The sequence below is a fragment of the Micromonospora sp. DT227 genome (assembly GCF_049841835.1).
In the GTDB taxonomy this organism is placed as follows: domain Bacteria; phylum Actinomycetota; class Actinomycetes; order Mycobacteriales; family Micromonosporaceae; genus Micromonospora.
Genome location: NZ_JBNCLA010000003.1, coordinates 311,815 through 337,390 on the forward strand (window position 1 = coordinate 311,815; position 25,576 = coordinate 337,390).

At 74.2% G+C, this 25,576-nt stretch carries 23 protein-coding genes and 1 pseudogene; 12 read left to right on the top strand and 12 right to left on the bottom strand.

The features are described from left to right. Positions 1-190 precede the first annotated feature (190 nt). Complete coding sequence (locus ACLQ2W_RS13700) at positions 191-343, top strand: hypothetical protein (RefSeq protein WP_281942069.1); 153 nt, start codon at positions 191-193, stop codon at positions 341-343. Next, complete coding sequence (locus ACLQ2W_RS13705; protein WP_425786716.1) at positions 343-1,308, top strand: N-acetylmuramoyl-L-alanine amidase; 966 nt, start codon at positions 343-345, stop codon at positions 1,306-1,308. Before ACLQ2W_RS13700 ends, ACLQ2W_RS13705 begins: the two co-directional genes overlap by 1 nt. On the opposite strand, the gene ACLQ2W_RS13710 is transcribed toward ACLQ2W_RS13705, so the two are convergent. Next, the gene (locus ACLQ2W_RS13710; RefSeq protein ID WP_425786964.1) at positions 1,295-1,867 is read right to left on the bottom strand and encodes a GNAT family N-acetyltransferase; all 573 of its coding nucleotides are present in this window, start codon (positions 1,865-1,867) and stop codon (positions 1,295-1,297) included. The genes ACLQ2W_RS13705 and ACLQ2W_RS13710 overlap by 14 nt on opposite strands. A 27-nt stretch (positions 1,868-1,894) precedes the next feature. Further along, a pseudogene (locus ACLQ2W_RS13715) lies at positions 1,895-3,907 on the bottom strand (penicillin acylase family protein); the annotation flags it as partial. 97 nt (positions 3,908-4,004) lie between these two features. Between ACLQ2W_RS13715 and ACLQ2W_RS13720 the strand changes: the two are divergent. From ACLQ2W_RS13720 to ACLQ2W_RS13740, 5 genes are all read left to right on the top strand, one after another. Next, positions 4,005-5,510 carry a pyridoxal phosphate-dependent decarboxylase family protein gene (locus tag ACLQ2W_RS13720; RefSeq protein ID WP_405089849.1) on the top strand — a complete coding sequence of 502 codons (1,506 nt, stop codon included), beginning with the start codon at positions 4,005-4,007 and terminating at the stop codon, positions 5,508-5,510. An 8-nt stretch (positions 5,511-5,518) separates the two neighbouring features. Next, on the top strand, positions 5,519-6,793 hold the full coding sequence (locus ACLQ2W_RS13725) for a lysine N(6)-hydroxylase/L-ornithine N(5)-oxygenase family protein (RefSeq protein WP_425786718.1): 1,275 nt from the start codon (positions 5,519-5,521) through the stop codon (positions 6,791-6,793). Beyond that, complete coding sequence (locus ACLQ2W_RS13730) at positions 6,790-7,359, top strand: GNAT family N-acetyltransferase (protein ID WP_425786719.1); 570 nt, start codon at positions 6,790-6,792, stop codon at positions 7,357-7,359. The genes ACLQ2W_RS13725 and ACLQ2W_RS13730 overlap by 4 nt, the downstream gene beginning before the upstream one ends. After that, positions 7,356-9,140, top strand: a complete 1,785-nt coding sequence (locus tag ACLQ2W_RS13735) for an IucA/IucC family protein (RefSeq protein WP_425786720.1) — start codon at positions 7,356-7,358, stop codon at positions 9,138-9,140. Before ACLQ2W_RS13730 ends, ACLQ2W_RS13735 begins: the two co-directional genes overlap by 4 nt. A 512-nt stretch (positions 9,141-9,652) precedes the next feature. Further along, positions 9,653-9,862 (top strand): helix-turn-helix transcriptional regulator, encoded by a 210-nt coding sequence (locus ACLQ2W_RS13740; RefSeq protein ID WP_089155922.1) that lies wholly within the window; start codon positions 9,653-9,655, stop codon positions 9,860-9,862. Positions 9,863-10,209: 347 nt separating this feature from the next. On the opposite strand, the gene ACLQ2W_RS13745 is transcribed toward ACLQ2W_RS13740, so the two are convergent. Next, positions 10,210-10,824 carry an ABC transporter ATP-binding protein gene (locus ACLQ2W_RS13745; protein WP_425786721.1) on the bottom strand — a complete coding sequence of 205 codons (615 nt, stop codon included), beginning with the start codon at positions 10,822-10,824 and terminating at the stop codon, positions 10,210-10,212. 300 nt (positions 10,825-11,124) lie between these two features. On the opposite strand from ACLQ2W_RS13745, the gene ACLQ2W_RS13750 reads away from it, so the two are divergent. Then, positions 11,125-12,045 carry a nucleotidyltransferase family protein gene (locus ACLQ2W_RS13750; protein ID WP_425786722.1) on the top strand — a complete coding sequence of 307 codons (921 nt, stop codon included), beginning with the start codon at positions 11,125-11,127 and terminating at the stop codon, positions 12,043-12,045. After that, positions 12,038-12,445 carry a lasso peptide biosynthesis protein gene (locus tag ACLQ2W_RS13755; RefSeq protein ID WP_425786723.1) on the top strand — a complete coding sequence of 136 codons (408 nt, stop codon included), beginning with the start codon at positions 12,038-12,040 and terminating at the stop codon, positions 12,443-12,445. The genes ACLQ2W_RS13750 and ACLQ2W_RS13755 overlap by 8 nt, the downstream gene beginning before the upstream one ends. A 6-nt stretch (positions 12,446-12,451) precedes the next feature. Here the strand turns inward: ACLQ2W_RS13755 and ACLQ2W_RS13760 are convergent, their stop codons facing one another. From ACLQ2W_RS13760 to ACLQ2W_RS13770, 3 genes are read right to left on the bottom strand one after another with little or no spacing between them, the layout of a single operon-like run. Continuing rightward, a complete protein-coding gene (locus tag ACLQ2W_RS13760) occupies positions 12,452-12,733 on the bottom strand; it encodes a PqqD family protein (RefSeq protein WP_405089857.1) in 282 nt (93 codons plus the stop codon). After that, entirely contained in the window at positions 12,730-13,863 is a 1,134-nt protein-coding gene (locus tag ACLQ2W_RS13765) for an asparagine synthase-related protein (protein WP_425786724.1), read from the bottom strand. Before ACLQ2W_RS13765 ends, ACLQ2W_RS13760 begins: the two co-directional genes overlap by 4 nt. Continuing rightward, positions 13,856-14,722 (bottom strand): ABC transporter permease, encoded by an 867-nt coding sequence (locus tag ACLQ2W_RS13770; protein ID WP_425786725.1) that lies wholly within the window; start codon positions 14,720-14,722, stop codon positions 13,856-13,858. The genes ACLQ2W_RS13765 and ACLQ2W_RS13770 overlap by 8 nt, the downstream gene beginning before the upstream one ends. 494 nt (positions 14,723-15,216) lie before the next feature. On the opposite strand from ACLQ2W_RS13770, the gene ACLQ2W_RS13775 reads away from it, so the two are divergent. Then, positions 15,217-16,224 carry an AraC family transcriptional regulator gene (locus tag ACLQ2W_RS13775; protein ID WP_425786726.1) on the top strand — a complete coding sequence of 336 codons (1,008 nt, stop codon included), beginning with the start codon at positions 15,217-15,219 and terminating at the stop codon, positions 16,222-16,224. After that, entirely contained in the window at positions 16,221-17,189 is a 969-nt protein-coding gene (locus ACLQ2W_RS13780; RefSeq protein WP_425786727.1) for an AraC family transcriptional regulator, read from the top strand. Before ACLQ2W_RS13775 ends, ACLQ2W_RS13780 begins: the two co-directional genes overlap by 4 nt. Positions 17,190-17,193: 4 nt before the next feature. Here the strand turns inward: ACLQ2W_RS13780 and ACLQ2W_RS13785 are convergent, their stop codons facing one another. The 5 genes from ACLQ2W_RS13785 to ACLQ2W_RS13805 form a co-directional block, all read right to left on the bottom strand. Further along, positions 17,194-18,099, bottom strand: a complete 906-nt coding sequence (locus ACLQ2W_RS13785; protein WP_425786728.1) for a siderophore-interacting protein — start codon at positions 18,097-18,099, stop codon at positions 17,194-17,196. Positions 18,100-18,117: 18 nt separating this feature from the next. Beyond that, entirely contained in the window at positions 18,118-20,217 is a 2,100-nt protein-coding gene (locus ACLQ2W_RS13790; RefSeq protein ID WP_425786729.1) for an iron ABC transporter permease, read from the bottom strand. 5 nt (positions 20,218-20,222) lie between these two features. Next, complete coding sequence (locus ACLQ2W_RS13795; RefSeq protein WP_425786730.1) at positions 20,223-21,209, bottom strand: ABC transporter substrate-binding protein; 987 nt, start codon at positions 21,207-21,209, stop codon at positions 20,223-20,225. Between the two features lie 29 nt (positions 21,210-21,238). Then, positions 21,239-22,039 (bottom strand): ABC transporter ATP-binding protein, encoded by an 801-nt coding sequence (locus tag ACLQ2W_RS13800; protein ID WP_425786965.1) that lies wholly within the window; start codon positions 22,037-22,039, stop codon positions 21,239-21,241. A 137-nt stretch (positions 22,040-22,176) separates the two neighbouring features. Next, positions 22,177-23,790, bottom strand: coding sequence for a cellulose-binding domain-containing protein (locus ACLQ2W_RS13805; RefSeq protein ID WP_425786731.1), 1,614 nt, complete (start codon positions 23,788-23,790; stop codon positions 22,177-22,179). Positions 23,791-24,148: 358 nt separating this feature from the next. On the opposite strand from ACLQ2W_RS13805, the gene ACLQ2W_RS13810 reads away from it, so the two are divergent. After that, positions 24,149-25,009: a hypothetical protein gene (locus tag ACLQ2W_RS13810; protein WP_425786732.1), complete on the top strand. Its 861-nt coding sequence runs from the start codon at positions 24,149-24,151 to the stop codon at positions 25,007-25,009. Positions 25,010-25,086: 77 nt separating this feature from the next. Here ACLQ2W_RS13810 and ACLQ2W_RS13815 read toward each other — a convergent pair whose 3' ends face one another. Beyond that, a complete protein-coding gene (locus ACLQ2W_RS13815) occupies positions 25,087-25,557 on the bottom strand; it encodes a hypothetical protein (RefSeq protein ID WP_425786733.1) in 471 nt (156 codons plus the stop codon). Positions 25,558-25,576: the final 19 nt, after the last annotated feature.

Below are 25,576 nucleotides of genomic sequence, written 5' to 3' on the forward strand. Positions count from 1 at the left end.
GGCCGAGCCGGTCCCGCCGAGCGGCGGGGCCGGCTCGTCGCCGTTCGGCGAACCCCGATCGCCGGCAAATATTTTCGCTCGGAAGAGTAGGGGTGAAGGGTATCGACAGAACGGCACGCGCCGGGATAGCGTGCCCGCACTCACATCCGTCGATCGATCGGATGCCGAGCGCCGTCGCCGAAGGAGCGCCATGCCCACGTCCCGATCCGTCCGTCTGCGGCGCCGAGGTCTGCTCGGCATCCCGGCCCTGGTGGCCGCCGCGCTGACCGTGGTCGCCCGTCCCGGCGCGGCCGTCGCCGCACCGAAGGCGGAGTGCCTGGCCGACCTGCTCCAGGAGCGGTGATGGCCACGATTCCCTGGCTGGTGGACGTGCTGCGGGCCGCCGGCGTGCAGGTCGTCGTGGAGGGCGACTGGCTCAACCGGGCCCGCCCCGGCTCGTTCGACCCGATCGGCGTGCTGTGGCACCACACCGCGGCCACCTCCAGCGCCACCAACCCGCACCCGGCGTTGAACATCTGCATCAACGGTCGCCCCGACCTGGCCGGCCCGCTCTGCCAGGCGCTCGTCGACTACCACGGCGTGTTCCACGTGATCTCCGCCGGCCGGTGCAACCACGCCGGCGTCAGCGGCGGCAGCGGGCCGATCCCGGCCGGCGACGGCAACACCCTGATGATCGGGTGGGAGATCGACTACAACGGCGTGGACCAGCGGATGACCACCGCGCAGTACACCGCCAGCATCGCCGCCACGGCCGCCGTGCTCACCCGACTCGGCAAGGACTCCAGCTATGCCCGTGGGCACCGGGAGACCAGCACCACCGGCAAGATCGACCCGTCCTTCATCGACCTGAACACGATGCGCTCCGACGTCGCGGCGAAGATGGCCGGCGGTGGCGGCGGCTGGTCCTCGATCGTGGACAATGCGACCGCCGGCCGGTTCTCCGCCAGCGGCAACTGGGGCGTCTCGTCCTTCTCCGGGCAGCGCTACGGCGCCGACTACCGGTACGCCGACCCGGTCGCCGCCAGCGACGCCGCCTGGTACAAGTTCAACGTCCCGCGCACCGGCAACTACCGGGTCGAGGCGTGGTGGCCGGCGAACGCGGGTTACAACGCGTCGACGCCGTACGTCGTGGCCACCACCACCGGCAACCGGACGGTCTACGTCGACCAGCGGGCGACCGGCGGGCAGTGGCGCGCCCTCGGCACGTTCACGCTGGCCGCCGGTGACGCCGACCGGGTGGCGGTGAGCCGGTGGAGCTCCGCCGCCGGCCTGGTCATCGCCGACGCGGTCCGGCTCACCGAGGTCTGACCGGGTCGTCTGCCGGGGCGGCGGCCTCGAACCGTTCGCGGGTGAGGAACGCCAACTGGGCGCGCTTCTCCGCCAGGTCGATCTCGGCGGCGAACTCGAAGCCCTCGATCCGCAGACGACGTAGTGCGGCCTCGTTGCGTACGTCCGGCTCGACCACCACCCGCCGCGCCGCCGGGTCGCGCAGCAGGAACCGGAGCAGCGCCGGGACGACGGCCGAGGTGAGGCCGCGCGCGTACCGCCGGGGTGGGTTGAGCAGCAGGTGCATGCCGACGTCGCCGGGGCGGACCGGGTAGCGCTCCCCCACCGGGTCCGCCTCCGGCCGGTAGGTCTGGAACAGCCCGACCGGCTCGTCGTCCAGCATGATCAGGTACGCGTGGTGGGTGTCCAACCCGTCCAGGAAGGCGTAGACCTCGCGCACCTCGTCGCGGGTGTGCGCGCCCATGCCCCAGAACCGGTTGCGGGGCAACGTGACCCAGCCGTGCAGCAGCTCGGCGTGCCGGTCCGGGCGCACCGGCGTCAGCGCCAGCGCACCGAGATCGGGGTCGCGCTCCAGGGGAATCGTCACGGTGTCGTCCTTCGGAAGAGGGTCGGCGGGCACCGGGACCAGCGTCCCGGCGGCCCAGTGCGGAAACTGGTCGGTGAAGTGCGGATGGCCGGGCCGCCCGGACGCGCCGAACGGGACGATCCAGCGGCTGGCCGCCCGGTCGCTCAGGTCCCAGACGTAGCGGGCGACCGGGCCCCGCCAGCAGGTGTCGGAGACGCCGGGAACACCGGACGTGGCCAGCACGCAGTCGGTGTCCCCGCCGAGCGCGGCCCGCTCCCGCATCGCGGCGACGGCGGCCACGGTCCCGGCGGCCACGCCCAGGTGCAGCGGGTGCGGCAGGTGCCGGCGACCCCACGGCTCGGGCGGCGGCCCGGCGGCCACCTCGACCAGCGCGTCGACGCCGAGCGACACGACGTCGACGCCGGGCTCCTCGACGAGGTGGTCCAGGGCCAGGCCGATCCGGGTCGCCGGGTCGGTCCAGGGGGTGAACAGCTCGTCGTACCCGGACGGCTCGTGCAACGCCCGCAGCGACGGGTGGGCGATCAACCGGCGGGCGAGCGCGGCACGCCAGGCCGCGTACGCCCCGGCGTCGGGCGAGTCGGCCACCATCTCGCGGTTCCAGGCCAGCAGCCGGTCACACAGCGCGCGGGCCGGCGCGCCGAGCCCGACGGCGTCGAGCCGGCGCAGCAGCCGGTACGTCGGGGTCGCCGGGAGGCGGGCGTCGGTGTGCACGGTGGACGCCTCGACGCCGTCGGCGAGCAGGGCGCGGATCCGCCGGGCGCGGTGCGGCGGCGCGAAGTCGACCCCGTGCGCGGCGACGTCCGGGCGACGGTCGTTGGCGCAGACCGCGACCCCGTCGACCTTGTCGTCCACCATCGGCAGGTAGTCGCCGCGCCAGTGGTGGCGCGGGTCCCAGCCGGGCACCGGCTCGCGGCGGCAGCGGTCGTCGCGTACCGGGACCAGGCCGGCGACCAGGCGACGGACCGTGCCGCCGGGGTCGGCGACGAGCACGCTGTTGACCGGCTCGACCCAGGCGCGCAGCGCGTCCGCGACGTCGCCGGCGTGGCGGGCGCGCAGCAGCGGCAGCAGCGCCTCGAACCCGAGCCGGGCCTCGACGCGGCTCGGCGCGCGCAGACTGAGCGCCTCGCCGGTGACCCGGTCGTGGTCGACGACCGGGCCGCGCGGCGTCTCCACGATCTCGACGCGTTCGACCGGACCGCCGCGCACCTCGATCTCCTCGACGTGCCGCGCGACCGGCACCCAGCCGGCGGCGTCGCGCGCCAGCAGCCGGTCGCCGTCGCGGCGGAGCTGTTCGCGGTAGACGTCCTGGTAGTCGGCCATCGCGTTGGTGACGGCCCAGGCGACCCCGCCGGCATGACCGAAGTGCGGCAACCCGGGTACGCCGGGAAAGGCCAGCCCGACCACGTCGAACTCCGGGCAGGCGAGCCGGATCTGCTGGTAGACGCCGGGTAGTTCGAGCAGCCGGTGCGGGTCACCGGCGATCAGCGGGCCGCGTCCGGTGGCCGGGTCGGCGGGCAGCGCCCAGGCGTTGCTGCCGGCGGACGCCGGCCCCTCCACCGCGAACCGGCCGACCGCGTCGGGGCCGAGCGTGCGGGCGACGTGCGCGTGCCAGAGCTTGTTCGGAAACGTGGAGAACAGCGCGTGCTGGACCAGGAACACGCCGAGCGGCGTCCACGGCCGCCACGGCTCCGGCGCGCTGCCGGTGGCGGCGAACTCGGGCGCGGCGGCGGCGCCGTCGGCGAACCCGTCGTTGACGCCGTCGACGTACGCCGTGACCCACCGGCGGGTGGCCGGGTCGAGTCGGTCGTGGCAGCGGCGGGCGGTGTCGTCCAGGCGGGCGCGCCTGGCGAACCGGTCCCAGGGCAGCTCCGCGGCGCCGACGTGGGCGGCGAGCCGGCCCTCGGCCCGCCACCGTTCGACGCTGAGCTGCCAGGCCCGGTCGTCCGCGGTGACGCGACCCTGGAGGTACGCGAGCGCGTCCACGTCGTCGGCCCACAGCTGCGGTACGCCCCACCGGTCGCGTTCGACACGCATCCGACCACCCCTCCTTGATAGTTAGGTGAGCCTAACCTAAGCTAACTGCCGCGTGGCTGTCGCCGCGCCCCTGTCCGTTCGACCACCGGGAAGCCGCATGAGTTCGACCGCCAGCGCCGCGCGCGCCCACCTGTTCCACACCGGATCCGTCGAGCGGTACCGGGACGTGCTGACCCGCGGCGTCGAACGGGTCGCCCGCCGGGTCGCCGAAGTGGACCGGCCGGGCACCGGCGTCCGACCCGAGGCGCTCGCGCCGCTGGTCGGCGGCATCGACCTGGACCGGCCGCTGGGCGACACCGACGCCGCCCTGGACGAGCTGCACGACGTCTGGCTACGCGACGCGGTCTGGTTCCACCACCCGCGCTACCTGGCCCACCTGAACTGCCCGGTGGTCATCCCGGCGCTGCTCGGCGAGGCGGTGCTCAGCGCCGTCAACTCCTCGCTGGACACCTGGGACCAGAGCGCCGGCGCGACGCTGATGGAACGCCGGCTGATCGACTGGACGGCCGGCCGGATCGGCCTCGGCGCCACCGCCGACGGCGTGTTCACCAGCGGTGGCACCCAGTCGAACCTCCAGGCGATGCTGCTGGCCCGGGAGGAGGCGTACCGGCGGGAGGTCGGCTCGGCCGCCACCCGGCCGGCCCGGCCGGAGGTGCTGGCCCGGCTGCGCGTCGTCACCTCGGCGGCCGGTCACTTCAGCGTGCAGAAGGCCGCCAAGCTGCTCGGCCTCGCCGCCGACGCGGTGCTCACCGTGCCCACCGACGCCGGCCGCCGGATGCGCACCGACGAGCTGGCCCGCACCATCGACCGCTGCCGGCGCGACGGTCAGGTGGTGATGGCGGTCGTCGCCACCGCCGGCACCACCGACTTCGGCACCATCGACCCGCTGCCGGAGATCGCCGACATCTGCACCGCCGCCGGCGTCTGGCTGCACGTGGACGCCGCGTACGGGTGCGGGTTGCTGGTCTCCCCCACCCGCCGGCACCTGCTCGACGGCATCGAGCGGGCCGCCTCGGTGACCGTCGACTACCACAAGTCGTTCTTCCAGCCGGTCAGCTCCAGCGCGCTGCTGGTGCGCGACGGCCGGACGCTGCGGCACGCCACCTGGCACGCCGACTACCTCAACCCGGCCCGCGCGGCCGAGCAGGGCATCCCGAACCAGGTGGACAAGAGCCTCCAGACCACCCGACGCTTCGACGCGGGCAAGCTGTGGCTGACGCTGCGGATCATGGGACCGGACGCGATCGGCGCGCTGTTCGACCGCGTCGTCGACCTGGCCGCCGACGCCTGGCGGCACCTCGACGCCGACCCGCGCTTCGAGGTGGCGGCGCCCGCCCAGTTGAGCACCGTGGTCTTCCGGTACGTGCCACCCGACGCGCCGCCGCACCTGGTGGACGAGGCGAACCTGCACGCCCGCGAGGCGCTCGCCGCCTCCGGCGCGGCGCTTGTCGCCGGCACGAAGGTGGACGGGGCGCACTGGCTGAAGCTGACGCTGCTCAACCCGGAGACCACAGTGGACGACGTGCTCGCGGTGCGCGACCTGATCGCCGAGCACGCCGCCTGGTACGCCCGCACCGCGGCCACGCTGGCCCCGGTCGGTTGAGGAGCACCATGTCGACGTACGACTTCATCGCCGTCGGGCTGGGCCCGTACAACCTCGGTCTGGCCTGCCTGACCGCGCCGATCGACGACCTGGACGGGCTGTTCCTGGAGGCCCGCGACGACGTCGACTGGCATCCCGGGATGCTGCTCGAATCGGCCCGGTTGCAGACGCCGTTCCTGGCCGACCTGGTCACGCTCGCGGACCCGACCTCGCCGTACTCGTTCCTGAGCCACCTCAAGGAGACCGGCCGGCTCTACCCGTTCTACATCCGGGAGAGCTTCTTCCCGCTGCGCGCCGAGTACAGCGCATACTGCCGCTGGGCCGCCGGCAAGCTGGCGAGCCTGCGCTTCCGGCACACCGTCACCCGGGTCGAGCACGACGACACCGACGACCGCTACGTGGTGCACGCGGACACGCCGGACGGGCCGATCACCCACCGGGCCCGGCACCTGGTGCTGGGCACCGGCACCCCGCCGCACCTGCCGCCGGCGTGCGCGGGCCTGGGCGGCGACCTGATCCACACCTCGCGCTACCGGGAGCACCGGGCGGCGCTACGGGCCAAGCGCAGCATCACCGTCGTCGGCAGCGGGCAGAGCGCCGCCGAGATCTACCACGACCTGCTCGGCGACATCGACACCTACGGCTACCAGCTCAATTGGGTGACCCGCTCGCCGCGGTTCTTCCCGCTGGAATACACCAAGCTGACGCTGGAGATGACGTCACCGGACTACGTGGACTACTTCCACGCGCTGCCGGAGGCCACCCGCTACCGGCTGGAGGCCGCGCAGAAGCCGCTGTTCAAGGGCGTCAACGCCGACCTGATCAACGACATCTACGACACGCTCTACGCCAAGAGCCTGACCGGCCCGGCCCCGACCCGGCTGCTCACCAACACCGAACTGGTCGACGCCGCGTACGCCGACGGGCGCTACCGGCTCGGGCTGCGCCACACCGAGCAGGACCGCACGTTCACGCTGGACACCGAGGGTCTGGTGCTGGCCACCGGCTACCGCCACCGGCTGCCGGACTTCCTCGCGCCGGTGCGCGACCGGCTGCGCTTCGACACGCACGGCCGCCTCGACGTGGCCCGCAACTACAGCGTCGACCGCACCGGGCGGGGCGTGTTCCTCCAGAACGGCGGCACCCACACGCACAGCATCACCTCGCCCGACCTGGGCATGGGCGCGTACCGCAACTCGTGGATCATCCGGGAGCTGACCGGCCGGGAGCACTACCCGATCGAGAAGGCCATCGCGTTCCAGGAGTTCGGGGTGCCCTCATGAGTACCTTCACCCGGATCGACGCGCGACTCGGACTGTTCGCGCTGCGCCCGCTGGACCCGGACGCCGACGCGCCGCTGCTGCACCGCTGGGTCACCCATCCGAAGGCGGCGTTCTGGCTGATGGGCGACGCCGACGTGGCGGCCGTGGCGCGGGAGTACCGGCGGATCGCCGCCCACCCGCACCACGACGCGTACCTCGGGTCCTGGCGCGGCCGGCCCGCGTTCCTGGCCGAACGCTACGACCCGGCCCGGGTGGAACTGGTCGGCCTCTACCGGTCGGAGCCCGGCGACGTCGGCATGCACTTCCTCTGCGCGCCCACCGACACGCCCGCGCACGGCTTCACCCGCGCCGTCATCACCACGGTCCTGGCGTGGCTCTTCGCCGACCCGGCCACCCGCCGGGTGGTGGTGGAGCCGGACGTGCGCAACCACGCGGTGCACGCGCTCAACGCCGCCGTCGGCTTCACCGTCGTCGGCGAGATCCGCAAACCGGAGAAGGACGCGCTGCTCAGCGTCGTCACCCGGGACCAGTTCCGCGACGCCACCGAAGGAGACCCGCCGGCGTGAACCCGATCGCATCCGTCGACCACCTGACCCCCGAGGCGTGGGCGACCGCCAACCGGCTGCTGGTCCGCAAGGCGCTCGCCGAGTTCGCCCACGAACGTCTGATCACCCCCGAGCCGGCCGGCGACGGGTGGTGGACCGTGCGCTCCGACGACGGCGCCGTGGCGTACCGGTTCGCCGCCGAGCGGCTCGCGCTCGACCACTGGCACGTCGACGCCGCCAGCATCACCCGGCACCGCGACGGCCGGGAGCTGCCGCCGGACGCGGTCGACCTCTGCCTGGAGCTGCGCGGCGCGCTCGGCCTCACCGACGCGGTCCTGCCGGTCTACCTGGAGGAGATCACCTCCACGCTCGCGGGCACCGCGTACAAGCTGGGCCGGCCGGCGGTCACCGCCGCCGAGCTGGCCGCCGCCGACTTCCAGACCGTCGAGACCGGCATGACCGAGGGCCACCCGTGCTTCGTGGCCAACAACGGGCGGCTCGGCTTCGGCGTCCACGACCATCATCGGTACGCCCCGGAGGCCGCCGCCCCCCTCCGGCTGCTCTGGCTCGCCGCGCACCGCGACCACACCACGTTCACCAGCGCCGACGACCTGGACTACGACACGCTGGTCCGGGCCGAGCTGGGCGCGGAGACGCTCGCCCGGTTCGCCGCCACGCTGACCGGGCTCGGCCTCGACCCGGCCGACCACCTGCTCATCCCGGTGCACCCGTGGCAGTGGTGGCACCGGCTCGCGGTCACCTTCGCCGGTGAGGTGGCCGCGCGCCGGCTGGTCTGCCTCGGCGAAGGACCCGACGAGCATCTGGCCCAGCAGTCCGTCCGGACCTTCTTCAACGTCACCGACCCGACGAAGCACTACGTCAAGACCGCGCTGTCGGTGCTGAACATGGGCTTCCTGCGCGGGCTGTCGGCCGCGTACATGGCGGCCACGCCGGCCATCAACGACTGGCTGGCCGCGCTGATCGCCGACGACCCGGTGTTCACCCGCGCCGGGCTGACCATCCTGCGGGAACGGGCCGCGATCGGCTACCGGCACCGGCAGTACGAGGCGGCGACCGCGCCCGGCTCGCCGTACCGGAAGATGCTGGCCGCGCTCTGGCGGGAGAGCCCGGTGCCCGGCCTGGCGCCGGGCCGGCGGCTGGCCACCATGGCGGCGCTGCTGCACGCCGACCGGGACGGCCGCCCGTTGGCCGGCGCGCTGATCGCGGCCTCCGGGCTGCCGCCGGCCGACTGGCTGCGCCGCTACCTGGACGCCTACCTGGTGCCGCTGCTGCACAGCCTGTACGCCTACGACCTGGCGTTCATGCCGCACGGCGAGAACGTCATCCTGGTGCTGCACGACGGCATCGTGGAGCGGGTGGTGTTCAAGGACATCGCCGAGGAGATCGTGGTCATGGACCCGGACGCCGACCTGCCGGAGCGGGTCCGCCGGGTACGGGCGACGGTGCCGGACGACGAGAAGATCCTGGCCATCTTCACCGACGTGTTCGACTGCTTCCTGCGGCACCTGAGCGCCACCCTGCACACCGCCGGCGTGCTCGATCAGGACGACTTCTGGCGCACGGTCGCCGAGTGCGCCACCGGGTACGCCGCGACGGTGCCGCACCTGGCCGAGCGGATGCGGCGGCACGACCTGTTCGCGCCGGAGTTCCCGCTGTCCTGCCTCAACCGGCTCCAACTCCGGAACAACCAGCAGATGGTGGACCTGACCGACCCGTCCGCCGCGCTCCAGTTCGCCGGCACGCTGACCAACCCGATCGCCCGCTTCGCTCCGACCCGGTAGGTGCCACGGCGAGTGAGATCTTGGTAGGAAAAGGCCCCTATGAGGGCCATTCCTTTCCAAGATCTCGCCCGCCATCCCCAAAACGGGGTGCGGCACGGGACCGGTCGACTGTCAGGCGGCGGACCCAGCCGAGAAATCGGCCGTACAGCGCCACCGGGTCCGGTGGGTTCGGGCACAGTCGCGTTAGGTCAGCAGTGGCCTCGTACAGCAGCTCGGCCATGTCGACGGCGAGCCAGGTCGTCTCACCGAAGTAGTCGGCGGCCAACTCGACCTGGGCCCTAGCGCACGGCCACGGGTGGGCGCACGCGGTGCAGATCCAGAGGGGCTTGAGCGGGGCATGACGCTGCACGTCTGGCCTCCTGGGATGGGCGGCCTGGTCGGACGGCACCCCGCCCCACCGGGCATCGCCTCCAGCTGGGGGCGGGGGCCTGGAACCACTCCACCGCAATCCCGATGGGTTGTCAATCTGTAAGTGACAAATGCACAGTACAGGTCGTGCATACGTTCGGGCGGTGAGACGACCACGCCTGTACGGGCCCGGCGAGTTGGCCGCCCTGTTCGGCGTATCGCGTCAGCGGGTCCTTCAGATCACCCGCCGGCCCGGGTTTCCCGAGCCGCTCGCCCGGCTGATCGGCATGAACGTCTGGGACGCGGACGAGGTGGACGAGTGGGCCCGGCACCACCGCCCGCCCCGCCCTACCGACGGTGACGAGCAGGGCTGACCACGCTCGCCGCCACTGGACCCGGTAGGCGCTTCGAGATCTTGGTACGAAAGTGCCCGCCGGATGCCGAAATCTCTACTCGTCAGGCGGACAGGGAAGGTTCGATGACGACAACGAACCGGCCGGCGTTTGACGTCCATGCCGTTCCACTCATGACGCGCAGGCCGAGTGGGTGGAACGGCATGGCTGTCTCCGCGCCCGTTTGACGTTCATGCCGTTCCACCCACCGCTTTGCACTGCACCCAGATCAGCCCGGCCTGCCACAGACGCAGGAAGCACAACTGGCGCTGCGGTGCGGAATCGTCGACGCCGCACGCCACACACCTCCCCCACGAGGGCAGGGCTGGTCAGTGGTGGATCGGCATGGCCAGGGTCCGGTCGCAGTGGGACCGGTCCTCGGGCAGGTGCGAGGCGAGCACGACCGTCGACTCCGGACGGCGGTCCAGCGCGGCCCAGAACAGCGCCCGCGCCGTCGCGTCGAGGGACCGGCCGGGCTCGTCCAGCAGGATCACCGGCGGGTCGCCGAGCAGGGCGCGGGCGACGCTGACCCGGGCCCGCATGCCGGCCGAGCAGCGGTTCGCCGGCTGCTGGGCGTACGCGGTGATGGCGAACTCCTCCTCGATCCGGGCGACCGCGTCGGCGGCACGGCTGGTGGGCAGGCGCATCCGGGCCACCAGCATCAGGTTGTCGTGCGCGGAGAGCCCGCCGCAGAGCGTCTGCTCCGGGGCGAGCGCGACACCGACCAGGTGACGGGCCGCGCGCGAGCCGACCGGGTGACCGGCGACGGTGGCCCGGCCGCGGCTCAGCGTGAGGACGCCGGCCAGGCAGCGCAGCAGCGTGGTCTTGCCCGCGCCGTTGCCGCCGGTGAGCAGCAGCCGGGCGCCGGGCGCGACCTCCAGATCGAGGCCCGAAAAGATCGCGCGCCGTCCGAAGGCGCGCCCGGCATCGTGCAGTCGCAGCATGGCCTGTCGATCCTAGCGAGCCGGGCCGGGGGAAACCGGCGAACGAGTCGCGCGCCGGGACCCGGCGGCAGGACCGGTACGGAAACCGCACGGACAGGCCGGATAGCGACGGCCGGTCCGCCCCCGGGGAACTCCGAGCAGGGTGAAGTGGTATATCGGAGATTGTTCGGTATCAATGAATGTGAATCCGACTCGGAAGGCGCGTTCGATGTCACCGCTGCTCCGTCTCCGCGACCGGACCGCACCGGGCGTCACCCCGGCGGCTCCTGGACGCCACCCCGGATCCGTCGGGGCGCGGTCGTGACCGCCGGCCTCGCGGTGCGCTGCCTGGCCCTGGACGCCCTCGCGGTGGCCACCAGCGACCTGCTGCGCCGGCACGGCGTCGACTGCCTGCTGCTCAAGGGCGCCGGCCTGGCCCACCGGCTCGGCGTCGACCGGGTCTACGGCGACGTGGACCTGCTCGTCGCGCCGGAGACCGTGCCCGCTGTTCGGGACGCCCTGCACGCCGCCGGCTACCGCCCGACGCTGCCGCCCGAACCGTACGACGTCGCGGCGTCCTGGCACGAACAGCCCTTCACCGCCCCCGGCGCGCTGCCGCTGACCGTGGACCTGCACCGCGGCTTCGCCGGCGTCGGCGACCCGGACGCGCTGTGGCGGGCGCTGCGCGGCCCGGCCGAGCCGCTCGACCTGGCCGGCGGGCGGGTCCTCGTCCCCGACGAGGCCGGGACCGCGTTGCTGGCCGCGCTGCACGCCGCCTGCCCGGGAGACAGCGACAAACCCGTGCACGACCTGGAGCGCGCGCTGGCGGTGCTGCCGCCGTCCGCCTGGGTCGGGGCCGGTCGACTGGCCACCCGCTGCGACGCCGTCCCGGCGTTCACCGTCGGAATGCGGCTGCGGCCGGCCGGCGCGGCGGTCGCCGACCGGCTCGGTCTGCCCGCCACGGCCGAGCCGGCGTCGATGTGGCTCGCCGCCCGACGCGCCACCCCCACCACTGTCGGGCTGGCCGGCGCGGTGGAACTGCCCGGCCCGTGGCTGCGCCGGCTGCGCCTGCTGGCCCGGCTGGCGCTGCCGGCACCGGCGTACCTCCGGCAGGCCGATCCGGCGGCGCGCGGCGGCCGGTGGCGTCTGCTGCGGGCGTACACCCGCCGGACCTGGCGGCACGTCCGGCGGCTGCCCCGGGGGGTGCGGGAACTGCGGACCGCGCGGCGGCGTCATGGTTGACCCGGTACGCGCGCTGCGCGCCCTGGCCCGGGTGATCCGCCGGCACGGGCCGCTGGGCCTGGCGCTGGTGGCGTGGACGCTGCTGGCCTGTCGGCGGGTGCGTCGGCAGCTCGCCCGCGGCGGGCTGGGCGCGGTGCGCCTGTCCGCGCCGCCGCCCGGCGGCACCGACGCGCTGGTCCGGCAGGCGTTGCGACGCGGCGGCGGCAACTGCCTGGAGAGCGCGCTGGTGCGCCAGCGTTTCCTGGCCCGGCGGCGGGTGCTGCGGACCGTGGTGATCGGGGTCAGCGCGCCGGGCACCGGCTTCCACGCGCATGCCTGGCTGGACGGCGACCCCGACCCGCACCGGCACGAGCTGGCGGAGATCCTGCGCCGACCCGTGCCGCCCGCCTGGCTGCCCTGACCGGGGTCAGACCCGTTCGAGCAGCCCGGCGGCCTCCAGGTCGGCCAGGAACGAGCGCACATCGGCGACCGCCCGCTCCCGCTCGACCTCGGCGTGCCCGACCAGCACCTCAGCCAGTTGGGCGGTGGAGGCGCCGGCCACCAGATACGGCCACAGCGCGGTGGCGGCGCGGTCCAGCGCGAAGTAGACGGACTGCCCGACATCCAGCAGCACCGTCTCGTCGCCGTTGGTCCGCCACGCGACCCGGTCGCCACGGACCCGGTACAACACGGACGGTTCACTGGTCATCTCGGCGCCTCCAGATCGGGTCGTCCCTCGGTGGCCGACAGACCGGCCAACCACACCTGCTGCACCAGCGCCGCCGTGCGGGAGTCGAACCGCCGGCGCGACCACTCCCGACGCAGTGCCGCCACGTCGACGAGCGAGTCGTCGACACCGCTGCCGTCCCAGGCGCGTACCAGCTCGCGGGTGGCCGCCCGGAGGAACACCTCGTCGAGGGTGGCCTTGCGACGCGGCGTGATGATCACCGGGGGCAGCGCGGCGTCGGCGACCGCCGCGAGCAGTTCCTGGCGGGACGGGGACCGCAGCCGGCCGTGACGGGCGGCCAGCGCGGCGGCGAACCGCTCGTCCAGCAGCGGCGCCACGGCCAGCACGTCGTGGTCGGCGGCGATCGCGGCCAGGCCGACCCGGGTCATGGTGAGGTCCCGGCGACGCAGGTGCCAGGCGATCCGGGCCGCCAGCCGGTGCGGCTCGGCGCGCCGCTCGGCGACGAACGCGCGGCGCGCCTGCCGGGCCACCTCCGGGCGCAGCCAGGGCAGCGGATCCGGCGGCCGGCGTCGCAGCCCGGCCCGGAGCCGGCTGAGCCGGGCCCGCAGCGAGGCCGGACGCCGCCGCCAACCGGCGAGAATCGGGTCGCCGCCGACGCCGGTGAGCAGCGCGCCGCCGCGGGCCAGCTCCACGATCGGCAGGTGCAGGTGCCGGTCCGGCGGGTGCACCTGGCCGTACCGGGTCAGCAGCCGCCGGGCGACGGGCCCGACCAGGTCCAGGTCGTCACCGGCCTGGAGGATCTGCCACTGCCGGGTCAGGTCCAGCTCCGCGATGATCTTGGCTTGCCAGGGCGTCTCCTGCGCACGGGGCGCGTCGGTGAACCGCCAGGTGACCGGCACCGGGTCGGGCAGCCCCTCCCGCCGCGCCACCCGGGCGGCGATGGCCAGCACCAGCGAGGAGTCCAGCCCGCCGGAGAAGCTGACCAGGCAGGGCGGCCGGCGCAGCGCCGGCAGCACGGCCCGTTCCAGGGCCACCAGCGGCGGCAGCGCCGGACCGGACCGGGCAGCCGGCGTGGGCGCTGCCGGGTCCAGGCCCAGCACGACGCCGTACGCCACGTCGCGGGCGGTGGGACGCGGGATCAGGTCAGTCACGGGTGAGCACCCCTCTGCGCCGGGCCAGCCACAGCGCACGGTCGAAGATCCAGGCGGCGAGCGGCAGCAGCACCGCGGCGGCGACGGCCAGCGGCCCGGCGGCCCGGCCCCAGTCGCCGCCGGCGAGCGCGGCCCGCAGCCCGTCCAGCGCGACCCGGGTGGGCAGCACCGCGCACACCGGGTGCAGGACGCCGGGCAGCGCCGAGATCGGGAAGTAGGTACCGGACAGGAACGACAGCGCCACCACCAACAGCCGGGCCGCCGGGTCGCCGTACCCGACCGCCACGGTGAGGCCCATCAGCGCCATTCCGAACGGCAGCGCGCCCAGCACGGCGAGGACCAGCATCACCACCGCCCCGGGCCAGGACGTGTCGGCGACGTGCAGGCCCAGGACGCCGGCCAGCAGGCCCAGGTAGAGGCCGGCGCGCAGCAGCGCGAACGCGAACGGGTACGCCACCAGCCCCAGCGCCAGCGACCAGCCCGGCACCGGCTGCGCCGCCCACAGCTCCAGCATCCCGTCCCGCTGCTCGGCGGCCACCCGCGTGACCACCTGCACGATCGCGGACTGGAGCACCAGCAGGAACACGATGCCCACCGCGACGAAGTCGAAGTAGCCGCCGGGGCCGGTGAAGCCGGCGCCCGGGTGCGGGACGAGCACCCGGGAGACGAACAGGAACGCCAGCAGGTTCAACACGCCGAACACCAGGTCCAGCAGGAACGGCACACGCAGGCCACGGCGCTCGGTGAGGTCCCGGCGCAGCAGCGCCGCCACCGCGCGCCCGGCGACCCGCCACCGGGACGGCACGTCGCCGGCAGCCGGAGTCCCGGCTACGGCGACCGGTGCCTCGACGCCCCTCATCCGCACCTCCTCCCGGCGGTGAGCACCCGACCGGTCCGCGATCCTTGCGGGGCGGGGACCGGCCGATCGGGGTCGGCATCGTCGCCTGACTCCGATCGGCCGGCCGTCTGCGCCGGGCCGGGTGCAACGGCTCGGACAGGGCAGACGCTAGAACCGGGCGACGACGCCCGCCGGAACGTCCGAACAGTCAGCTACCCGACAATCTCGCCCGTCGCACTGCGTAACCACATTGTCGTTTTCTCCCGGCCTGATCGGTCCTACGACGGGAACGTGGAGTGTGGAGCGGATATCGTGTTGCCGGCCGATGAATCGATCCGACCCGTCGCATCGCGCCCGTGTTCGCAAACCGGTCGGTGAATTACGGAAAGTGGATCGGCTGTTTCGCTCGGCGTGTCTTAGGCGGTGCATCCGTTCGTGTCGGGCCGTTGCCCTCCGGCAAGTGACCCGTTCAATGAGGCGTACGAACGCCGGAACGGTGCAGCGGGAGGTGACACGTGACCGGGCAATGGACGTGCCGACCGGAGTCGGCCGACCGCGACGTGGTGGAGACGGACGACCCCGAGCACGCGCACCACCTGATGGCCCGCCGGTTCGGTGCCCACCGGGCCCGGATCTCCGGTTCCCGTGATCGCTTCCGCTACCGTCGGGAGACCCGGGGCGCGGACGAACTCCACCTCGACGAGGTGCGGTACACGCTCTCCGCCCGATCCGAGAACTCGCCCTATCCCGGCTTCGCGGCGCTCACCGTGACACGCGGCCGGTACAGCTTCCTGCACCGGGGTGACGAGCTGCACCTCGGCCCGGGCACCACCGGCCGCTATCCCGACGTGTCCTTCACGCTGCTCGCCGACGACGTGGCGGCCTCCGTCGTCCGGTTGCCGACGCCCCGGATCGCGGTGGTCGCCGCCACCCGCACCGGGTTGCCCGTCGCCGCGTTCCGCTTCACCGCGCTCGCGCCGCTGTCCCCCACGATGGCGACGCTGTGGCAGTCGACCGCGGCGTTCCTCCGGCACCAGCTCACCGACGACGCCGTGTCGGCCAGCCCACTGATCCGCGCCGGCCTGGTGGACCTGGCCGTCGGCACCGCGCTGTCGGTGTTCCCGAACACCACCATGACGCTGCCCTACCTGCCCGCCCCACCGTCCGTACGCCCGGCGTCGGTGCGCCGGGCCGCCGAGTTCATCGAGGCGCACGCCGCACGACCGCTGACCGTCGCGCAGATCGCGGCGGCCTGCGACGTCGGCCCCCGCTCGTTGCAGGCCGCGTTCCGGCAGCACCACGGGCAGAGCCCGATGGCGTTCCTGCGCGCGGTCCGGCTCCGCCGGGCACACCAGGACCTGACGCAGGCCCGACCGGGACAGACCGTGGCCGGCACCGCCCGCCACTGGGGCTGGGCCCACCCCGGGCGGTTCGCCCAGGCGTACCGCGAGACGTACGGCTGCCACCCCGGCGACACGCTGCGCGCGGCGGGAGTGGCGGCGCCGCCGGGGCGGGATCGGTGACGGACGACCGCCCGGCACGGCGGTTCGAGTTGTCCACCCGGGACCCGGACGTCGCCCGCCGGGCAATCAGCGAGGCGTGCGGCGAGCACCGTCCACACTTCCGGGGGACCCGACGCGACTTCCACTTCGCGTGGCGGGGCGTGCAGGCCGGGCCGCTCGGCCTCATCCGGGCCGCGCACTCCATGGACGCCCGGGCGGAGGCCGGGCCGTACTCCGACTTCCTTGCCATGCACGTGGTCCGGGGCCGGTTCCGCTTCGTCGACGGTGACGAGGAGCTGCTGCTGCCGGCCGGCGGCGTCGGCCGGTATCCGCTGCGCCGGTCGGTGCTGTACTGGACCGACTCGGTGGCCACCACGGTCCGCCTGCCGATGGAGCTGGTGGCGCACGTCGCGGCCGGCCGGGTGGAAGCGGCACCGCACACGTTCCGCTTCCTCGCTCTCGCGCCGGTGTCGCCGGCCATGGCCCGGGCCTGGGCGCACCTGTCGGCGTTCCTCTACCGGATGTCCGCCACCGGCGACGACAGCCTCGACCAGCCGCTGGTCCAGGTGTCGCTGGCCGACCTGACCGCGGCCACCGCGCTCACCGCCTTCCCGAACACCACCATGACCAGCAGTTACGTGCCGCAGCCCCGCCGGGTCGCGCCCTCGGTCGTCCGTCGCGCGCAGGCATACCTGGACGAGCACGCCGCAGAGCCGGTCACCGTTGCCCAGGTCGCCTCCGCCTGCGGCGTCGGCCCACGCGGACTCCAGGCCGCCTTTCAACGGCACCTCGGCTACAGCCCGCTCACCTACCTCCGCCGGGTCCGCCTCGCCCGCGCCCACCGCGAGCTGCTCGCCGCCGAGTCGGGCGGCGGCGAGACGGTCGCCGGCATCGCCCGCCGCTGGGGCTGGACCAGTCCCGGCCGCTTCGCCGCCGCCTACCGCGAGGCGTACGGCCGGCCGCCGCACGAGACGCTGCGCGACTGACCGGTCAGTACTCGGCCCGACCGGCCCGCCAGTAGCCCATGAACGCCACCGCCCGACGGTCGAGCCCACGGTCGGTGACCAGGTGCCGGCGCAGGCCCCGGATCACCGCCGCCTCGCCGGCCAGCCAGGCGTAGAGCGTGGCGTCGGCCGACCGCTCCGGCACCTCCCAGAGAATTTCCCGGTCGACGTCCACCTCGGCCGGCGGCGGGCCGGCCGGTGACCCGGTCGGCGGCGGCAACAGCCGGGCGGCGAGGGCGGTCACCGCCTCGGTGAGCCGGCTGCCGTGCGGGGCGCCGGCCCGGGGCAGCCAGGTCACCGTCACGCCGGCCGGGACGCGACACGGCAGCTCGTCCCCCACCGCCGGCACCTCCACCACGGCGTGGCCGTGCGCGTCGCCCGGCAGCCGGTCCAGGATCGCGCAGATCGCCGGCGCGGCGGTCTCGTCGCCGGCGAGCAGCAGCGTGGCACCGGCCGGCGGCCGGAACTCGACGCCGCCGTGCCCACCCGGCCAGCCGGCGTCCGGGCCGACAAGCGCGAGCCGGTCGCCGAGGCGGGCGCGGCGGGCCCACCGGGTGGCCGGGCCGCCGTCGCCGTGCAGCGCCAGATCCACGTCGATCTCGTACGCCGCCGGCCGGGCCGCCCGGACCGTGTAGGTGCGGATCGGGCTGCGTTCCTCCGCCGGCAGGTCCCGCCACCGCTGGTACCAGTCCGGTCCGTCGGGCAGTTCCGCCGCGCCGCCGTCCACCAGCGGCAGCGCCAGCTTGATCCGCTGGTCGTAGCCGTTGTCGGCGAACCGGTCCAGGTCCGGTCCGGTGAACGTGACGCGCAGGAACGACGGGCCGAGCCGGCGCAACGCGCGGACCTCGACGGTGAACACGCGCCACGGCGTGGCGGCCAGGGTGCTGGTCATGGTGACTTCCTCTCGGGCTCAGTGGACGCCGGCGGCGGCGCGGGAGCGCCACAGCAGCCAGACGAAGTAGGGGGTGCCGATCAGCGCGGTGACCAGGCCGGCGGGCACCTGCGCCGGGGCGATGACGGTGCGGCCGAGCGTGTCGGCGAGGCTGACCAGCGTGGCGCCGAGCAGCACCGCCACCGGCAGCACGCGGGTGTGCCGGCCGCCGACCAGCGCCCGCGCGGCGTGCGGCGCGACCAGGCCGACGAAGCCGATCACGCCGACCGCCGACACGGCGGTGGCGGTGAGCAGCGCGGCCAGGCCGAGCGCGACCAGCCGGGCGCGTTCCAGCCGGACGCCGAGCACCCGGGGCGTGTCGTCGTCGAGCGCCAGCAGGTCCAGTTCCCGGCGTACCGCGGCCACCACTCCGACGGCGACCAGCAGCGCCAGCGCCACCGGCAGCACCTGCGGCGCGGTGCGCCCGTAGGTGGAGCCGGAGAGCCAGGTCAGCGCCTTGCCGGTGTTCCACGGGTCGGAGGAGACCACGATGAACGTGATGACCGCGGCGCCACCCTGCCAGACCGCGAAGCCGATCAGGACGAGCCGGTCGGAGTTCAGCCCGCGCCGCCGCGCCAGCCCGTAGACAAGCGCGAACGCGGCCACCGCGCCGAGCCCGGCCGCGCCGGAGAGCATGAGCACGCCGGCCGTCGGGGCGAACGTCAGCAGCGCCACCGCGCCGATCCCCGCGCCGCCGGTGATGCCGAGGATGCCCGGCTCCGCGAGGGGGTTGCGGCAGACCGCCTGCACGATGGTGCCGGCCAGGGCGAGGGCCGCGCCGGCCAGCAGCGCCGCCGCGACGCGCGGCCAGCGCGCGTCCAGCACGAAGGTGTACGCCGGCCCGGTGCGCCCCCGGAGCCAGTTGACGATGTCGCCGAGCAGCACCCCCGTGTCCCCGGCGAGCATGCCCACCACCAGCGCCGCGACGACCGCGACCGCGCAGACCGTGACGACCGTGGTGTGCACGGCACGGGAGCGGACGGCGGCGTGGCCGGCCGGGGGTTGCCGGGTGGGCCCGGCGTCGCGGTGCCGGCGGGCCAGCCAGACCAGCAGGACCGCGCCGAACAGCGTGGTGACCACGCCGGTGGGCACCTCCACCCCGGCCTGCCCGCCGAGCACGGCCCGCAGCAGCACGTCGGAGCCGAGCACGATGATCACGCCGACCAGGCCGGCCAGCGGCAGCAGCACCCGGTGCCGGTGCACCTCGGGCACCCACCTGCCGAGCAGCCGGACGATCACCGGCGCGCCGAGCCCGACGAAGCCGATCGGGCCGGCGAGGGTGACCGCCGCGGCGGAGAGCAGCACCGCGAGCAGCACCACGACGAGCCGGGTCCGGCGCACGTCCAGCCCGAGCACGGTGGCGGTGTCGTCGCCGAGGGCGAGCAGGTCCAGCCGGTGCCCGAGCGCGACCAGCAGCAGCGCGGCGAGCACGATCACCGGGCCGAGCTGGGTGACCGCCACCAGGTCGCCCTGCACGAGCGAGCCGTTGCCCCAGGCGAACAGCCCGATGGTGGCCTGCTCGAACAGCAGCAGGAGCAGCATGGTGAGCGAGGCGAGCGCCATCGCGGTGGCCGAGCCGGCGAGGATCAGCCGGGTGGTGGCGGCCTGGCCGCCGGCCGACAGCAGCATCACCAGCGCGGCGGCGGCCAGCCCGCCGCAGAACGCCAGTCCGCCGGCGGGCAGCGCCGGCAGCGCGATGCCGAACGCGGCGGTGGTCACGATCGCCAGGTGGGCGCCGGCGTTCACGGCGAGCGTGTCCGGCGAGGCGAGCGGGTTGCGGGTGGTGGACTGGAGCGCCGCGCCGGCGAACCCGAGCGCCACGCCGACCGCCAGGCCGGTGAGCAGGCGCGGCAGCCGGGAGGCGACAAGCACCCGGGCGGTCTCGTCGTCCGCGCCGGTGAGCAGCCGGAGCAGGTCGAGCGCGCCCACCGACGACGTGCCCTGGGTGAGGTGCACCGCGGTGACCGCGACCAGCAGCGCGGCGGCGAGCAGGAACGCGCCGGCGACCCGGCGGCGGGCCGGCGGCGGCCCGACCGGGGCCGGCCGGGTGGCCGGCTCCGGTACGGCGGTGGCGATCATCGGGCTCAGGCCGTGTAGACGGCGACGAACTGGTCGACGTACTGCTTCGCGGACAGGGTGCCGCCGAACGTCCAGATGCCGTCCGGCATCTTGTGCAGCTTGTTCTGCTGCACGAACGGCAGGGAGCGCCAGATCGCGTTGCCGGCGAGGCCGTCGGCGAAGACGTCCTGACCGTCCGAGGCGTTGTAGAAGAAGTGCAGGTCCTGTCCCTTGAGGACGCCGAGCCCCTCGACGTCGGTCTGGCCCAGGCCCCACATGGCGTCGGTCTTGCCGGTCCAGGCGTTCTTCAGGCCGAGCTGGATGCCGAGCTGGGAGACGAGCGCGCCCTGACCGAACATCCGGATGGAGACCGTGCTGCCCTCCTTCCAACCGTCGGCGAAGGCGAACTGCCGGCCGGCCGCGCCGGCGTCGGCGATCTTCTTCCGCCCGTCGGCGAGCGTGGCGTCGAAGTCGGCGAGCAGCTTCTCGGCCTGCGCGGTGCGTCCGGTGGCGGTGGCGATCATGGTGAGGTCGGACCGCATCCGGGCGAGGTTGTCGGCGGCGTCGCTGCCCTTGGTGACCAGCACCGGGACGTACTTCTCCAGTTGGGTGACGATCGCGGCGCCGCGCTCGGCCTCCATCACCACCAGGTCCGGCTGGAGCGCCACGATGGCGTCGACGCTCGGCTCGCCCCGGGTGCCGACGTCCTTGACGCCCGGGTCGAGCGGGGCGGCGGTGACCCAGGTGGCGTACCCCTTGGGGTCGGCCACGCCGACCGGCATCACGCCGAGGCCGACGAGCATCTCCACCTCGCCCCACTCCAGGCCGACCACCTTGGCGGCCGGGTTCTTCAGCGTGATCGCCTTGCCGCGGCTGTCGGTGACGGTGACCGGGCCGGTGGCGGTGGTGTCGGAGGGGGACGGCGCGGCGGCGGGCGCCTCGGTGGTGCCGCAGCCGGCGATCAGCAGCGCGGTCGCGGCGGCGGCCAGCAGGGTCAGACGGGTACGCAACATGGGTTTCTCTTCTGTCGTCAGGACGTGGATCAGCGGACGTTGTGCCGGCCGACGGGACGGGTGGTGAGCAGGCCGGTGACCGGGTCGGCGGTCACCTCGACGCGGATGCCGTACGCCTCGGTGAGCGCCGCCTCGGTGAACACCTCGCGCGGGGTCCCGGTGCCGCGCACCCGACCCTCGTGCAGCAGCACGACGTGGTCGGCGACGGCGGCGGCCTGGTTGAGGTCGTGCAGCACCACGCCGACGGCCACGCCGGCGGTGTCGGCGAGGTCGCGCACCAGGTCGAGGATCTCCACCTGGTAGCGCAGGTCGAGGAACGTGGTCGGCTCGTCCAGCAGCAGCACGGCGGTGTCCTGGGCCAGGCAGGTGGCCAGCCAGACCCGCTGGAGTTCACCGCCGGACAACGCGTCGACGGGTCGGGCGGCCATGGCGGCCACGCCGGTCACCGTCATGGCCCGGTCGATCGCGGCCGGGCCGTCCGGGTCGCCGGCCCGCCACCGCTGCCGGTACGGGTGCCGGCCGTAGCCGACCACGTCCCGGACGGTGACGCCGCTCGGGGTGGGGCGGCTCTGCGCCAGCAGCGTGACCCGGCGGGCGAAGTCGCGCGCCGACAGCGCCCGGGCCGGGGTGCCGTCGGCGAGCACGATCTCGCCGTGCTGGAGCGGGTGCAGCCGGGCCAGCCCGCGCAGCAGCGTGGACTTGCCGCTGCCGTTCGGCCCGACCAACGCGGTCACCGCCGCCGGCCGCAGCGTGATGGCCGCGTCGTGCACCACGGTGGTGCCGTGGTAGCCCAGGCGCAGCTCACTGCCCCGCAGGCCGTCGGCCCGCATCGTTCCGCTCGTCACGAAGGTTAGGCTAACCTAACCACTGATCACCCTGTCAAGCCGGTCCCGACGTCCGTCCGGGTGCGTTCGCTGTCGCCGCGACGACAACGAACGCACCCGGATCGCGCCGGCGGCGGAACGGATCAGAGGGAGACGACCCGGCCGCCGATCGTGACGACCAGCCGGCCGTCGGCGGCGAACGACCAGCCCAGGGCGCCGGCATAGGCGGCGCAGCGGGAGCCGTTGGCGCCGGACCAGAACTGGTTCGAGCCGTCCACGTTGCCGATCGTCTTGTCGTTCGACCCGCTGCCGCTGCGGCAGGACGTGTTGGTGCGGAAGACCGAGGTGCCCGCGTCGAACGAGAAGTTGCGCTCGGTGTTGTCGATGCTCAGGTTGTTGGAGATCGTCATCGAGCCCGGGTTCCGGTTGTAGGTGAACCCGTGCTTGCCGTTGCGGTACGCGATGGTGCGCCGGACGGTGTGGTTGACCGCGATGTCCTCGCCGCCGAGCTTGAAGCCGTTGCGGTCACCGTTGCCGTTCTGCGTGCCGTTGCTGAGCGTGCCGTTGTTGTAGGAGAGGGAGTCCTCGATGGTCACCGGGCCGATCGCGCCGGTGTCGGTCTTGGTGTACAGGTCCCAGCCGTCGTCGATGTTGTGGTGGGACACCGCGTACCGGAAGACGTTGCCGGTGCCGACGGTGAGCTTGGCGGCGAACCCGTCGGCGTCCTCGCCGTCGGAGTCGGCGTTGTCGTGCGACTCGACGCTGACCATGAGGTTGTTCGCCGGCCACTGGTCACGCGGGGTGCTGGAGGCGATCCGGGACAGTTGCAGGCCGCTGTCACGGTTGAACCGGGTCACCGTGCGCTCGATGACGTTGTTGCTGCCGCCGACGAAGATGCCGTTGTCACCGGCGCGCTCCACCACGATCCCCCGCACGTGCCACCAGGACGCGTTCAGCGCGAGCCCCCGGTTGGCGGGGTCCTCGGTCATCGCGGAGAAGTTGAGGATCGGCGTCTCGCCCGGGTACGCGTACAGGTTCTTGCGGGCGCTCGCGGTGCCGTTGTTGCCGGCGGCGATGGTGACGGTCTGGGCCAGGTTGTAGGTGCCGCCCCGCAGGTAGACGGTGCCGCCCGCGCCGACCCGGGTGATCGCGGCGGCGATCGTGGTGGGGTTGGCCTGGGTGCCGGCCGCGCCGGCGGTGCCGTTCGGCGCGGCGTACACCGCGCCGCTGGTCGGCGGCGGCGTGGTGGGCGACGGTGGCGGGGTGGTGGGCGAGGGCGGCGGGGTCGTCGGCCCGGGCGGCGGGGTGAGGGTCCCCCCGGGGTCGGTGGGGATGGCCCCGCCGCAGAGGACACCGTTGACCGCGAACGAGGCGGGGACCGGGTTGCTGGTGTTGTTCCAGCCGCCGTTGAACCCGAACGACGTGGTCGCGTTCGTGCCGAGACCGCCGTTGTAGCTGACGTTGGCGGCCCGGACCGACGCGCCGGTCTGGGTGATGTCGGCGCCCCAGGCCTGGCTGACGGTCTGGCCGCCGCTGAAGTTCCAGGTGACGGTCCAGCCGTTCAGCGGGTCGCCGAGGTTGGTGAGGTTGACGTTCGCGGTGAAGCCGCCGGACCACTGCGCGGTCACCGCGTAGTCGACCCGGCAGCCGGCGGCGGCCTGGGCGGGGTTCGCGCCCATCGCCAGGCCGCCGGCGGCGAGCGTGGCCGCCGCGATCGTGGAGGTCCACAACGCCGCACGGCGGTGTCGGTTGATCATGGGATTTCTCCTGCGGGTGGTGGTTGGGTGCCGCGCCGGCGTCGACACCGATGCCCGGTCGGTGCCGCCGGCGGGCCTTCCTGCTGCCCGGACGCCCGTGTGCTCGACGGGCCCGTCACGCCTCCCGCTGTGAAAGCGCTTTCAGCGCAGTCTACTGACGCACGCCGATGTGGTCAATCTCCGCCCCGACGTGAACGATCCGGCCGCGCCGACCGTACCCATCCCCGACAGGGACATCGTCCGGAACCGCGATGCCGGAGCGGGCACGAGAGGCGATTCCTGCGTCTCACTTCGCACCGCGGAGCGGCGGCGCGGCACACGCCGCGCCGGCCCTCCAGGTCAACCAAAGGAGAGGTGCATGGCCAGGGGTACGCGCAACAACGCGGTCCTGAAACTCGGTGGGGTGGGCGCCCTCGCGGCGCTCCTGCTCGCCGGCGGACTGCAACTGGCGTCCGCCGACGAGAACGGCGGCTCGGCCGCACCGGCCGCCGCGGCACAGACCGTGAACTGCCCGACGGTGCGCGACAAGCTGCCCGCGGTGCCGGCGGCGGCGAACGCCGAGGTGGAACGGGAACTGGCCAACCTGGACCAGGAGATCGCCCGGCAGAACGAGCGGTTGGCCCGGCTCGCGGTCAAGCCCGAGGGCGGCCCGAACTTCGTCAACAACGCCATCCTCGGCCCGCTGAAGAACAAGCGCACCGCCGCGCTCGACCGGATCGAGATCGCCTTCAACCGGATCGGCGCGCAGCGCCCGAACCTGGACGCGCTGGCCGGCTGCGGGCTCAACACCGCCGGCGTGCCGAGCGCCGTCAACGGCGGCGCCGGCCAGGGCGGCGCGACCGGCGGACAGAACGGCGCGGGCGGACAGAACGGTGCCGGCGGACAGAACGGCGCGGGCGGACAGAACGGTGGGGCGGCGACCGGGGCGGCCCGGACCGTCAACTGCCCCGGGGTGCGGCTCCCCGCCGTCCCCGCGGCGGCGGCGGCCCAGGTGCGGGCCGAGCTGGCCACACTGGACAACCAGATCGCCGAGGCGAACGCCCGCCTGGCCCGGCTCGCGGTCCGGCCCGAGGGCGGGCCGGCGTTCATCGACAACGCCATCCTCGGCCCGCTGAAGAGCAAGCGTGGCGCCGCGCTCGACCGCATCGAGATCGCCTTCAACCGGGTCGGCGCGCAGCGCCCGAACCTGGACGCGCTGGCCGCCTGCGGCCTGAACTGAGGTGATTGCCGGGGCCCCTTCCTCACGCCTGGGCGATAGGAAGGGACCCCGGCAAACCCGCGGGGCCGGGCCGGCGGCTAGCCCTCGGCGGAGGGGTCGTGCGCCCGGAGCGTCGAGCGCACCACGGCGCGGACCCCGCCGGCGACCAACAGGCCGAAGCCGGTGGCCATCAGCGGCAGCCCGACCCCGAACGGCAGGTCCGCGATCCAGTTGATGCTGCCGCGCTCCCGGAACTCGGCGAAGCTCGCCGCGACCACGGCCAGCGCGAAGGTCAGCGCGCCGACGGCCGCGGTCAACGCGGTCAGCGCGGCGCCCGGGTACGCCCGCGCCCAACCGCCGGCCACCAGCGCCACCAGCAGCCAGCCCAGCGTCAACAGGGTCCAGCCGCCGCCGGTGCTCAACGACGCGTACGCCCAGCCGGAGAAGGACCAGGAGTAGCCGGCCGAGACGCGGAACCACGGCGACAGATAGCCCACGGTGGCCACCAGCGCGCCGAGCACGACCACGGCGTCCGGCGCGAACGATGGCCTGGTGTCCTGCGTCGTCACGTCGGCCACCGTAGCCGAC